General features: G+C 64.4%; 9 protein-coding genes. 3 read left to right on the top strand and 6 right to left on the bottom strand.

Going from position 1 to position 12165, the window contains the following annotated elements:
• Positions 1-30: 30 nt before the first annotated feature.
• On the bottom strand, positions 31-549 hold the full coding sequence (locus tag QMZ26_RS12625) for a CS1 type fimbrial major subunit (protein WP_200734597.1): 519 nt from the start codon (positions 547-549) through the stop codon (positions 31-33).
• 345 nt (positions 550-894) lie between these two features.
• On the opposite strand from QMZ26_RS12625, the gene QMZ26_RS12620 reads away from it, so the two are divergent.
• Positions 895-1881 carry a Gfo/Idh/MocA family oxidoreductase gene (locus QMZ26_RS12620; protein WP_283221653.1) on the top strand — a complete coding sequence of 329 codons (987 nt, stop codon included), beginning with the start codon at positions 895-897 and terminating at the stop codon, positions 1879-1881.
• Positions 1882-2170: 289 nt separating this feature from the next.
• Here the strand turns inward: QMZ26_RS12620 and QMZ26_RS12615 are convergent, their stop codons facing one another.
• The 5 genes from QMZ26_RS12615 to QMZ26_RS12595 all read right to left on the bottom strand — a co-directional run bounded on the left by QMZ26_RS12615 (position 2171) and on the right by QMZ26_RS12595 (position 8770).
• Positions 2171-3334 (bottom strand): lytic polysaccharide monooxygenase, encoded by a 1164-nt coding sequence (locus QMZ26_RS12615; RefSeq protein WP_283221652.1) that lies wholly within the window; start codon positions 3332-3334, stop codon positions 2171-2173.
• Between the two features lie 443 nt (positions 3335-3777).
• Entirely contained in the window at positions 3778-5805 is a 2028-nt protein-coding gene (locus QMZ26_RS12610) for an autotransporter outer membrane beta-barrel domain-containing protein (RefSeq protein ID WP_283221651.1), read from the bottom strand.
• A 1152-nt stretch (positions 5806-6957) separates the two neighbouring features.
• Complete coding sequence (locus tag QMZ26_RS12605) at positions 6958-7329, bottom strand: DUF805 domain-containing protein (RefSeq protein ID WP_283221650.1); 372 nt, start codon at positions 7327-7329, stop codon at positions 6958-6960.
• Between the two features lie 161 nt (positions 7330-7490).
• On the bottom strand, positions 7491-8204 hold the full coding sequence (locus QMZ26_RS12600) for a fimbria/pilus periplasmic chaperone (RefSeq protein WP_283221649.1): 714 nt from the start codon (positions 8202-8204) through the stop codon (positions 7491-7493).
• Positions 8205-8257: 53 nt separating this feature from the next.
• Positions 8258-8770 carry a fimbrial protein gene (locus QMZ26_RS12595; RefSeq protein ID WP_283221648.1) on the bottom strand — a complete coding sequence of 171 codons (513 nt, stop codon included), beginning with the start codon at positions 8768-8770 and terminating at the stop codon, positions 8258-8260.
• Positions 8771-9178: 408 nt separating this feature from the next.
• Here QMZ26_RS12595 and QMZ26_RS12590 point away from each other — a divergent pair, with 408 nt between their 5' ends.
• Together QMZ26_RS12590 and QMZ26_RS12585 are read left to right on the top strand one after the other, a co-directional pair.
• On the top strand, positions 9179-11635 hold the full coding sequence (locus QMZ26_RS12590) for a fimbria/pilus outer membrane usher protein (protein WP_283221647.1): 2457 nt from the start codon (positions 9179-9181) through the stop codon (positions 11633-11635).
• Positions 11632-12144: a fimbrial protein gene (locus tag QMZ26_RS12585; RefSeq protein WP_283221646.1), complete on the top strand. Its 513-nt coding sequence runs from the start codon at positions 11632-11634 to the stop codon at positions 12142-12144. Before QMZ26_RS12590 ends, QMZ26_RS12585 begins: the two co-directional genes overlap by 4 nt.
• Positions 12145-12165: the final 21 nt, after the last annotated feature.

The following is a 12165-nucleotide window of genomic DNA, read 5'->3' as shown; positions in this document are numbered from 1 at the left end:
GGCCCGCGAGCGCGGGCCGGCGGGTGGTGCTTACGGCTTGTGGCGCATCACAATGGTGGCCATGCCTTCATAGCTGCCGGTCTTCAGCGGGCCGGCGGTAGTCTGCGTGATCGCCAGTTCCAGCGGCTTGGAGACGCCTGGGATAGCGCCATCGAAGAGATCGGTTGCAGCCAGATCCTGGCTGGTGGCGGTCAGCTCAAGGCCATGCAGAGTCACGGTCATCGGCACCGGCGTGGCACCAATGACGCCAATGGTCGGTACCAGCTCCAATGCGTTCTGCAGGCTCACTTCAATGTTCTTGGAATCGTCGTTGGTGAAGATGCGGGTATTCAACTTCCAAGGCTCCAGACCACCAGGGCGCCCGGTGGTGAAGTCGGGCAGGTAGTTCATGGTGATGCTGTCCGGCAGCGGGCTGCCGTCTTCCTGCTGGAAGGCCAGGGTGGTGTCCACGTTCGCGTAGACGGAGATGCGGGTGTCGATGGCAAACGCAGACGAGGATGCGGTGACCAGCGCTGCAGCGAGCGCGGCCTTCTTGATGATCGAGTTCATGGAGGTTGTCTCTCTCGGACAATGATTGGAATGGTTCCCGTCCTGCTGTGGAAGCGCAAAGAAGGGGCGTCGCCCGCGTGAGGGTGCTTGGCGACGGAGAGAATGTTAGGAATCCATCAGACGGAAAACCATGCAAACATTCAGATAATTGAATACATCGTTGGTTTTTTCTGCCGCGTGGATTATCGCGCGTGTGGTTTTTTGAAACGTGTTGCATGCGTTGCGTACGACGGTCACATCACATTGTCGCTTTGTCGATCTTCGCACGCCTCGAGCGGGGTGCATGGCAATCCTGTGCCCTCGGGCTGCACAATGCAGTTTCATCCGTCTCATCAGGTGTCCCACGTGAGCCAGCGCACCATTGCCTGGGGGTTTGTCGGTTGCGGCAGCGTCACCGAGAGGAAGAGCGGGCCTGCTTTCAGCCAGGTGCCCGGCTCACGCGTGGTTGCCGTCATGCGTCGAGATGCCGCCAAGGCGCAGGACTATGCACGGCGACACGGCATCAGCCGCTGGTATGACGATGCCGACCGACTGATCAATGACCCTGAGGTCAATGCGGTCTACGTCGCCACGCCACCTTCCACGCACATGCTGTATGCGCTGAAGGCCATTGCCGCAGGCAAGCCGGTCTACATCGAAAAGCCGATGGCGATGGATCACCGGCAGTGCGCCCGTATCCTGGCCGCCAGTGAGGAAGCTGGCGTGCCGGTCTTTGTTGCCTACTACCGGCGCGCGTTGCCCAGGTTTGTCCAGGTGCAGCAGCTGCTCAGCGCTGGCACCCTTGGCGCTCTCCGCACGGTTCGCACGGCGCTGTACCGCACGCACCATCCGGAGTCGCAGTCGCCATCGTTCTGGCGCACACAGCCCGGCATCGCTGGCGGCGGCCTGTTCATGGATCTGGGCTCGCACACGCTGGACCTGCTGGATTTCCTGCTGGGTCCGCTGACGTTGCAGGGAAGTACCGCCGGCAATCTTGGCGGTTGGTATGAGGCGGAGGACACGGTGTCGCTGTGCTTCCAGGCGGCCAATGGCGTACAGGGCGTGGGTCAATGGGGATTCAGTTCGTTCCGGGCGCTGGATGAGGTCGAGATCACCGGCGATGCCGGTGTCATGACGTTTTCGACCTTCGGCGACGGCCCTGTAGTGGTGACAACCGCAGAAGGCACGCGGGTGCTTGAGTTCCTCAACCCGCAGGCGATACAGCAGCCGTTGATCACCCAGGTGGTGGCGGAGCTGCAGGGCGTCGGCCGCTCACCCTCCACGGGGTACTCGGCGGCACGGACCAGCGCGCTGATGGACGGCGTGCTTGCGGACTATCGCAGCGGGCGTTAGGCGGGGGCCAGTGCTGGCGGCCCGAATGCAATGTCGGTTCAGTAGATCCACGCCATGCGTGGATGAGCCGCCCCAAACAGCATCCACGCACGGCGTGGATCTACCTTGTCGGTTCAGTAGATCCACGCCATGCGTGGATGAGCCCCCGAACAGCACCCACGCACGGCGTGGATCTACCTTGTCGGTTCAGTAGATCCACGCCATGCGTGGATGAACCGCCGCATCCACGCACGGCGTGGATCTACCTTGATACAACGAAGGCGGCCAGTGGCCGCCTTCGCAGGGTGCATCAGTACTCGATCCAGGCATCCCGCCAGGCCGAGCCGGTGCCCGGGCGGTAGGGCTCTGCATTGATGTTGCACCACGCACCCTCCGGGAACGGGCGGCAGGCGTACAGCTTGCCATCGGTTCCCTTCACCACCGTCTGGCCGGGGATATAGCTGCCAAGCCCGGCAGGGTAGACGTAATCATAGTCACCCGGCGGTGGATCGATCGGATCAGGATCCGGCACGCGCGTATCGAGCTGGAAGCGATGGCCCGGCGTCAGGTACACGCGGTTCTCGGTGGCCGATGCCACCGGCGTGATCACGCCGTTCTCCAGCACGCCGACGCGCGCGTGGCGGGCACTGGCATTGACCTTGCGGGCCAGCGCCAGCGGCCACTGCGTGGCACCGGTCTGGCCGGCCGCCAGGGTGATCTCCGGGCGTTCCACATCATTGCCGTTGGCATTGAACACGCGCAGGCTCAGGGTGGTGCCCACTTCCAGCGCGCCACGCGCGGTGACCGGGCCGCCATCCTGCCACTGCGGCGGCGGGTTGACGCCGCCACCGCCTTCAAAGCGGACATCGGCGCAGGTGTAGAACGCCTCGGCCGAATCCGAGCGCTGCCAGGTGTTGTAGATCACGTGCTGGCCGGTGCGCTTGGGCAGCGGGCAATCCAGCTTGTAGACATCACCAGAGAGCGGCACGTTGCCGAGGGTGCAGAATTCTTCCAGGTCCGCCCAGCGCAGCGGGCTGCCCGGCTGCCAGCCTTCGCGGGTGACATAGAACTTCCAGTCGCGCGTGGCGTGCGGCGCCGGAGCCTTGTATTCGAAGGTGTAGCGGCCGCGCGCATCGCCACGGATGGGCGTGGTCTGCCAGTCGCTGCGGTTCAGGTCCAGGCCGCGGTACTTGCTGTTGCCGCCGCTGCACAGTTCGCCATCGGGCACGACGGCCTGGTGGTTGCCGTTGGCGGCCGCCTGGTTGATGCCTGCCCAGTCATAGAAGGGCTGTGCACCGCCGATGGCCTTTGCTGCAGCACAGGCCGGGTTGGTCGGGTTTTCCGGGTTGCCCTGGTAGCAGGAATAGACGCGGCTGGAGGGCTTGGACAGCGTGCCGTGGGCGAAGGCGGTGCCGGAGGCGGCTACGCTGCCGAGAATGGCCAGCGCGAGTGCGGCCCGGTGGGAGTGACGCATGGAGAATCGCCTGTGGGTGGTGGAACCCCACGGAGTGTCGATGCGAGTGCCTGCGGTTGCCATGCAACTACTTGGATATTGCGCAGCTAAGAGCGTGTCGACCAACGGTCGACACCTACCAAAACGGATCGTGGCGTGTCGACCAACGGTCGACACCTACCAAAACGGATCGTGGCGTGTCGACCAACGGTCGACACCTACCAAAACGGATCGTGGCGTGTCGACCAACGGTCGACACCTACCAAAACGGATCGTGGCATGTCGACCAACGGTCGACACCTACCAAAACGGATTCTGGCGTGTCGACCAACGGTCGACACCTACCAAAACGGATCGTGGCGTGTCGACCAACGGTCGACACCTACCAGAGCGGATCGTGGCGTGTCGACCAACGGTCGACACCTACCAGAGCGGGGCTGCTGGCAGGTGCCAACCTGCTGGGATTACCAGCTGTAACTCACGCCCACCTGGGCCGCGTTCTGGTGGTAGCCACTGGCGCGCTGCAGCGACAGTCCACCCCAGATGCCCATGCCGTTCGCGTACCGGATCGTAGCGCCTGCGCTGAACTCGCCACGGCTTCGCGGGATGCGCGCATCCACCACTTCGTCATCCATGCGGATCTGCGATTCGGCGCGGGTGTGCAGCCAGTTGGCGGCAACATACGGCTGCACTTCCGCGGTACCGTTGCCCCAGCGGGTCACGCCGGACAGGCGCAGGCCCGCGCGACCGAACATGCCATCGGCGTCTTCGGTGCCAACCACGGTGCCGTTTGCCTCGGTATGGCGGTTGCTGTCCCAGCGGTTGTAGCCCACCTGCAGCTGCGGTTCCAGGAAGATGCCACCATTGCTGGCACCGCCCAAGCGGAACGCATAGCCGGTTTCCACTGCACCCTGCCACGCGCGGCTGTCGTAGCGCTCCTCGGCCAGGCCAACGCCCTGCACGCGGTTGCGGAACTGCACACGCTGCACCGAACCATCCACATAGAAGCCTGCATAGGGATCTGCGCCGTTGCCGCCGCGCCAGGTGCCATAGATGCCCAGCGCTTCGCCCTTCACCTTGCCGCGGGCGTAGTACTGGGTCGCTTCGTTGACAGAGGTACTGCTGGCATTGCCGGTGGACAGCATCACGCCCACGCTGCTGCCCGAATCGTGACGCCACACATCGGCACCGACGGTCAGGGCCTGGCTGTTGCCACGGATGTCCAGCTGCTGGCTGACCGCATCGAAGCCGTTACGCGAGCCATCTACGCGGGCCCAGGCGCGGCCGCTGTTCTGGCCGGCGTGGCGGTCGTGGTAGCCCATGCGGAACATGGTCTGCGCAGCCTGCAGATTGGCCAGGTAGGCGCCCACTTCAGGGCGCAGCACAGGCACAGGGTCCACCGGATCGACCGGATCAACCGGATCGATCGGCTGGCACCCAGGCAGCGAAGGATCGGCATCGCACGGGTCCGGCTGGGTCGGCAGCACCGAGCGCAGGTACCAGTTGCCATCGGCACCGGTGCCCTTGTGCAGGAAGTACTCGTATTGGCCGCCGACCGCGCGGCCAGCCAGGTTGAACTGGCCGTTGGAGGCGCCGCCCACAGTGATCAGCTCGATGCCGTTGACCGTCTGCGCCCCTGCGCCGCCGACGTTGTTGACGCGCACGTTCGCGGTGCCGCTGGTATCACCGCCGATGACCAGCTTGTCGCTGGCCGCATCGTCGCCGGCCAGCACGGTGTTGAACAGGAACGTGCCATCGTTGCCGGTGAAGTTGCCGGACACGTTGAGGGTGTGGAAGGCGGAGCCATCGCCCAGCGCGATCTCGCCGCCACTACCAAGCGACAGGCTGCCGGTGCTGCTGTCGCCGCTCAGCTGCCAGCGCGCCGTGTCCACCGCCATCGAGGTGATGTTCTGGGTGCTGCCGAGCAGAGTGGCGTTGTTGGTCAGCGCCACGTCCACCGTGCTGCCGCCGGTGTTGATGATGTTGCCGGTGAGGTTGGAATTGTCGATGGTGAAGCCGATGGTGGCGGCGGCGGCGTTGACTTCAAGCAGGTTGCCATTGCCGCCCACAAGCTGGGCGCCATTGCGGGCAGTAAAGCTGATCTCCGGGTCCAGGAGGTTGGGCGCTCGTCGGGGGCTTACCAGCAGCGCGGCGCCGGATACACCTTCCACGCGCGAGGCATCGATCACAACGGTGCTGGGATTGCCCACAGCCTGGTTGCCGAGGGAGTAAATGCCATTCAGCCCACCGGTGATGACGCTGCCATTGCCGATCAGTACATCGGAACCTTCAAGCACCGCGATGCCGTGGCCGCGGTTGATCTCCAGGCTCGCACCGCTGTTCAACTGCCCTGTAACGGTTGTGTTGTCCAGGTTCAACACCGCGCGAAGCCCAGGCAGGCTGGCGGACACGCTGATGCCCAACCCCAGGCCGGTGATCTGGCTGTTGGTAATGTCTGCGCGGGATGCGGGGAGCAGACTGTTGCGGTTCAACGCAAGCGATATGCCTCGACCACCAGTGTTGGTGACTGAGGAACCAGTAATCGTTGCTGTACTATTGATCAATTGAATGCCAGCATCGTTTGCACCAGTAGATGCTGAAACCTGCGCACCTGAGATTTCCATGTCGGATCCTTCCAGTGCACTGAGCCTAAGCGTCGCGGCCCCAGGATTTACGATCAGCGTGTTCTGACCAGGTAGCGACCACGATTCAGGCATATCCCCCGGCTGCACGGTGGCAGACTGCCCCGGGGTCAGGGTGGCAGCATATACCGGCGTGACAGCCATCACGCCTGCAATGGCGAGATAAAGCGAACAACGAGCGGAAATATTCATGACTCAGGACTCCATTTAAGAAGGCGTACAGGTAATGAACCGCGTTCACTTCAAGCTGTTAATAAAAACCGTACATCCGGTGATGCCAGCGTGATTGCGGTCGAATGGGTGGTGCAACGCAGAGCCCTTCGGTTTGGCGGTGACGTCCCTATCGGATGCTGCTGCGCTGCACCATTGAAGCTATGGGTGCCATTCTGTACGCCCGGGTATGGGCGAGAAATACAATTAGTTGCATATGAATCCAGACAACTTTTGTCGTGTTTGCAACTGTTCAGGTGCCGCCAACAGGTGTAGGCGCTGCCCGTGTGCCAAGCGCCGCACACCACCCGGGTCGTCTCAGATCGCGATGCGCCGCGCGGCGCGACAGGAATAGGGCTTGCCCGAGTGCCGGGGTATGTAATGGGGGGCTATCGATTTCCGGCGGCTCGACCCTGGCTGGCACACGCACGTGCGCGCCTGAAGGGAGCAATGCCGGACTTACTGATCTCGCGGAGTTCCAGCCTGGCTGAAACTCACGCCCACCTGCGAAGTATCCGGGTGGATGCCACTGACACGCTGCAGCGACAGAGGAGAACTTAAGGAAACGAGCCGCGTTCATTGCGCAGCGATCGCATCCCATCAAGGGGAGGCGCAGTGAAGAAGTTATCCATTCCAGTCCCGACGGTCCGCGTCGTTGCCCCTTCACTGCGCCATTGAAACTACTGCGCCAGTTTCTGCGCTTCGAAACTGCTCGTAAATAGAACTGGTTGCATGTGCATCCGTGGCAATCCATCCATTAACGGGATGGATGCCATTGCCGGACGCGCGCTCTTACACGTGCGGCACAGGCGCGCCAAAGCGGTTGTCGCCCGGGGTGCTCGCCAGCAGCGTGAAGACCAGCACTGCCAGGTTCGCGAACGGTACGAGCAGCAGCAGGTACCACCAGCCGGAACGGTCGGTGTCATGCAGGCGGCGCACAGTCACCGAGACCAGCGGCACCAGGATCGCCAGCCACACCACCACGCCCAGGCCGGTCGATACCCATGCCAGCGCCTCCGAGCCGATATAGCCGGCAATGAAGCTCAGCACATGCAGCGGCATGAACACGATGAAGATGAACAACTGGAACCACCAGTATTCACTGCGGCTGGCGCGCCCGCTGAACTGCGCATAGCGGGTAAGCGGAATCATCATCTTGTGCATCGGTACGCTCTCCAAAAAGAAGCGCGCACTATCGCTGGGGTGGGGGAGCGTTCACCATGCAATTTATTGCAATTGCAGCGCGCAGTTCTGTAGAGCCGAGCCCACGCTCGGCTCCGCGTGTAAGCGCGTGTCGACCAACGGTCGACACCTACCGGTGGTGCTCAATGCGTGACTTTCGCCTCGGCATCGCGTGCGGTGCCGTAGTCATCCAGCCACTGGAATTTCAGGTTTCCCGGCACGGATGTACCCGACGGCAGCAGAAGGTTCAACCGCTCGCCCGGTGCCACCATGTCCACCTCGACCACCTTGCCATCGGGCAGCGTCAGCCGGCTCAACGTCACGTGGTAGGCGCTCGGGTTGTACACCTGCAGTGCCTGCCCTTCGGCACGCCACTGCAACCCAGCCGCCGCGTCACGCGCATGGCCAGGCAGGCCGGCCGGACGATAGAACAGTTTCACCCGCGTGCGGATGGCGAACTGCAGCAGGTTCTGGCCTTCCGCCACTTCGGGCTTGGGCGGAATATCCAGCAGGTTGAAGTACAGCAGCGACTCGCGGTCGCTGGGCAGCGCGGCCCCGGCCATTGGCGCATACGTCAGCCGGAACGCCTGTGCGTGGCCCGCCTCGATGCGGCGCGTGGTCGGTGTCAGCACGAACGGCAGCTTCTGGCTGCCGGCCTTGGCGCTGGCATCGCCATCGTCCAGCCACACCTGGGCCAGGGCGACCTTGTCACCGCGGTTGTTGGCATTCACCGTTACTGCACCCTTGCTACCGTCGTAGACCACGCGGGTGCCCTGCAGGGTCACCGCCGCTGCGGCAGGCAGCGCGGTGCCTGCGCAACCCAGTGCCAACATCAATGCGCATGCGCGAATGTTCATGGGGAATTCCTCGGGAAGAACCGCCCGGCAGCACGCCGCCGGGCGGGGTGCGCTTACTTGTAGACGATGTCCATCTGCGCGGTGGCGTTGGCCTTGCCAGCCACCACATCGTCGGCAACGCCGGTCTTGGTGTACCAGACGCTGTGCTTGATGGTCTGGCCCGCGGCGCTGGTCACGTTGACGAACTGGGTCGGTGCGTTGTTGATCTTCAGCAGCGTATCGGTGCTGTCATAGATCTTGTACGCAACGCCTTCGGCATCACTCGCAGCAGTCAGCGCCAGGGCGCCATCGGCAGTGGACGAGCCGCTGAACTTCACGGCCACATCGTGCGAACCGGCAGCGCCCGGACAGGCCACGGCCACGTCCAGATCGCGGCGGCCGATGCGGTCGGCAGCCTTCAGGTCTTCCAGATCCATCTTGCCCATGGCCACGGCGACGCCGCCGTTGATGGTGGCGGTGCAGGTGGTTTCGACAATCTCACCAGAAATGGTCAGGTCAGCAGCATTCACGGCCGGCGCAGCGGCCAGCAGGATGGCCAGGGCCATCGGGGTCTTCAGATTCTTCATGGGTGTGCTCTCTACTAGGTGATGGAAAATCGGGATGCTGCCGAAGCCAACGTGGCGACAGCAGCGGTGTGCGGGTTCAAGGGCGATGCCGGCTTGCGATCCAGGAATCGGCGCGTGGTTCTGCGGCCCTGTGGGTTCTCGCACCGGCGCATCATCCGGCAGCGTTGCCACGCCATCCATGCAACTTGTTGCAAACGGCGCTTTCCCTATCCGCATTTGCAACAACTTGCATGTTCGGCACGGTGGTCGCCGCCTACGCTGCACGCCTCCCATTACTACCGGGGCTGCACTGCGGCCACGCCCGACGCCATGCGCCTGTCTTCCTCAACCTGTTCCAGCGCTGCGCCTAGCTGCCTGCGACGCACTACGCTTGCCGCTGCCATTGCGACCACGCTGGTGCTCGCGGGCGTGTCTGCCGCGCACGCACGCACCGGCGGCGAAGTGGAATTCAGCGAAGGCTTCGCAACCGGCTTCGGTAGCGACGACCTGGCGCGCTTCAGCGTGGGCAACCCGGTGGAGCCCGGTCACTACAACGTCGATATCCATCTCAACGGCGAGTTCGTCCGCCGTGATGACATCGAGCTTGTCGAATCCGATACGCCCTATGTGGCAACGCCCTGCGTGCCCGCCCAGCTATTGCTGGCACTGGGCCTGAGCGATGCCGCGCGCGAAGCCGTTGAGGCGGCCGACAACCCGCAGTGCATCGATCTGCAGACAGTCATCGACGGTGCACGCGTCACCTACGATGACAGCCAGCTGCGGCTGGACATCTCGCTGCCGCAGGTGGCGCTGCAACGCCAGGCGCGCGGCTATGTCGCGCCGGAACTGCGCGACCACGGCATCACCGCTGCGTTCTTCGGCTACACCGTCAACCACTACCGCAGCCAGGGGCAGCAGAACAGCTATGCGGGCATCACCAGCGGCGTGAACCTCGGCGCGTGGCGGCTGCGCCACCGCAGCTCCATCAGCCACAATGCGCAGGGCACGCACTTCAGCGCGCTCAACAGCTATCTGCAGCGCGATCTGCCGCGCTGGAACAGCCAGTTCACGCTGGGCCAGAGCAACACCGGTGGCGAGCTGTTCGACAGCGTCGGCTTCACCGGCGTGCGCGTGGCCACCGATGAACGCATGCTGCCCGATTCGCTGCGTGGTTACGCCCCGGTGGTGCGCGGCGTGGCGCAGGGCAATGCGCGCGTCACCATCCGCCAGAACGGCGCGGTGCTGTACGAAACCACCGTAGCGCCCGGCCCGTTCGCCATCGACGACCTCTACCCCAACGCCGGCAGCGGCGATCTGGAGGTGGCCGTCACCGAGGCCGACGGCCGCGAAGAGCGCTTCACCGTGGCGTTCTCTGCCGTGCCGCAGGCTCTGCGCGAAGGCAGCCAGCGTTTCAGCATCACCGCCGGTGAGCTGCGCAACACGGGCCTGTACCAGCAGGCGCTGCGCTTCACCGAAGGCACCTATGCGCGCGGCGTCAGCAACCGCATGACGTTGCTGGGCGGCGTGCAGGTGGCCGAGCACTACCAGGCCGGTTTGGCAGGCGCAGCGTTCAACACGCCGTTCGGTGCCATCGGTGCCGACGTCACCCATGCCCGCGCCAACGTGCCCGGCCTGCCCGCGCAGTCGGGCCGCAGCTACCGCCTGAACTACCAGCGCAGCGTGGCGCGCACCGGCACCAACCTGGGCCTGGCTGCGTACCGCTACAGCACCGAGGGCTTCCTTACCCTCACTGATGTCTCGCAGCTGTCGTTCGACCGGCCACAGGCGGCCGATGCGTTCGTGATGCGGACGCGCCAGCGCTTCCAGATGAACTTCTCGCAGCGCGTCGGCACGCGCGGCCAGCTGTACCTGGCCGGTGGCCATGTGACCTACTGGAACCGCGCGGGCAAGCACAACGATCTGCAGCTGGGCTTCCACAGCAGCTACCGCAGCGCCAACTACACGGTTTCCGCCACGCGCTACCGCATGGCCAGCGGTGCGCCCGATACGCGCCTGTCCTTCATGCTCAGTCTGCCGCTGGGCCGCGCCACCAACGCGCCGCGCGCCACCGCCACCTACAACGACAGCCGCCTGGGCAGCCAGCAGCAGCTGGGCATCAACGGCAACCTGGGCGAAGACCGCGCGCTGTCCTACAGCCTGTCGGGCAACCGCGGCCAGGGCGGCAGCGGCTACAACGCCTATGCCAGCTACCAGGGCAGCCGTGCCGATCTCAGTGCCGGTTACAGCCATGCCAACGGCAGCAGCAGCGTCAATGCCGGCGCCACCGGTAGCGTGGTACTGCATCGTGGCGGCATCAACTTCGGCCCGGCGCTGGGCGACAGCTTCGCGCTGGTGGACGCGCAGGGCGCACAGGGCGCCACGGTGGGCAGCGGCCGCAACGTCACCGTGGCGGGCAATGGCTACGCCGTGCTGCCCTATACCAGCCCGTACCGCTGGAACCAGATCAACCTGGACACCGCGCACCTGCCGCTGGATGTGGAAGTTCAGGCCAGCTCGCAGCGCGTGGCGCCCAGCGCCGGCAGCATCGTCAAGGTCAGTTTCCAGTCGCGCAATGAACGCCTGTGGCTGATCGACGCCAGCCATGCCGACGGCACCCCGCTGCCCTATGGTGCGCAGATCATGCACGCCGATGGCCGCACTTTGGGCCAGGTGGGGCAGGGCGGCGTGGTTGCTTTGCGCGGTCTGGAGCAGACCGGCTTCGTGCACGTGCAGACCGAGGACGGCATCGCTTGCCGCCTGCACTACGCCATGCCCGAAGCGCCGGATGCGCACGGCCAGTACTGGGCGCAGGCGCAGTGTGTGGCCATACCGCCGGAACTGCTGGCCGACGATGTTTCTTCCTCAGCTACCGGAGCGTCCCAATGAAGGCCCAGCACCTGGTGTTGGTTGCGCTGCTGTTCGGTGCCGCCACACGCGCCCACGCCGACTCGGCCACGCTTACGTTCACCGGCAACGTGTTGCCGGGCACCTGCACGGTGACGCCGAACGTGGCCGTCACACTGGACGACATCCAGCTCCCCGAGCTGCGCCCGGGGAACGTCAACCTCGACCATCAGAAGCCTGCGGTACTGCATTTCACCAATTGCGTAGGCGTGAGCACCGTTGAGGTGACCTTCGATGGCACGGCTGACCCCACGCAGGGAGGCCAGTGGAAAAACCTGGCCGTGGGTGGTGCCACCAATGTGGCCGTCATATTGCTGGAAGGCGCAAGCGGCAACACAACCCTGAGCAAGGGCATGAAGAGGATGGTCGCCATCGGCGGCGCAGCCATCGGTCGCCTGGATATGCGTACCAGCTACTACAACCACCCCGGAACCGTGCCGACGCCAGGTGATGTCACTGCGCAGATCACGGTGATCGCTGATTACAGATGAGGAATGCCTGCGCTGCGGCAG

This window comes from Stenotrophomonas sp. PFBMAA-4, from assembly GCF_030053215.1.
GTDB lineage: Bacteria > Pseudomonadota > Gammaproteobacteria > Xanthomonadales > Xanthomonadaceae > Stenotrophomonas.
This window is presented reverse-complemented; position numbering and strand designations above follow the sequence as displayed.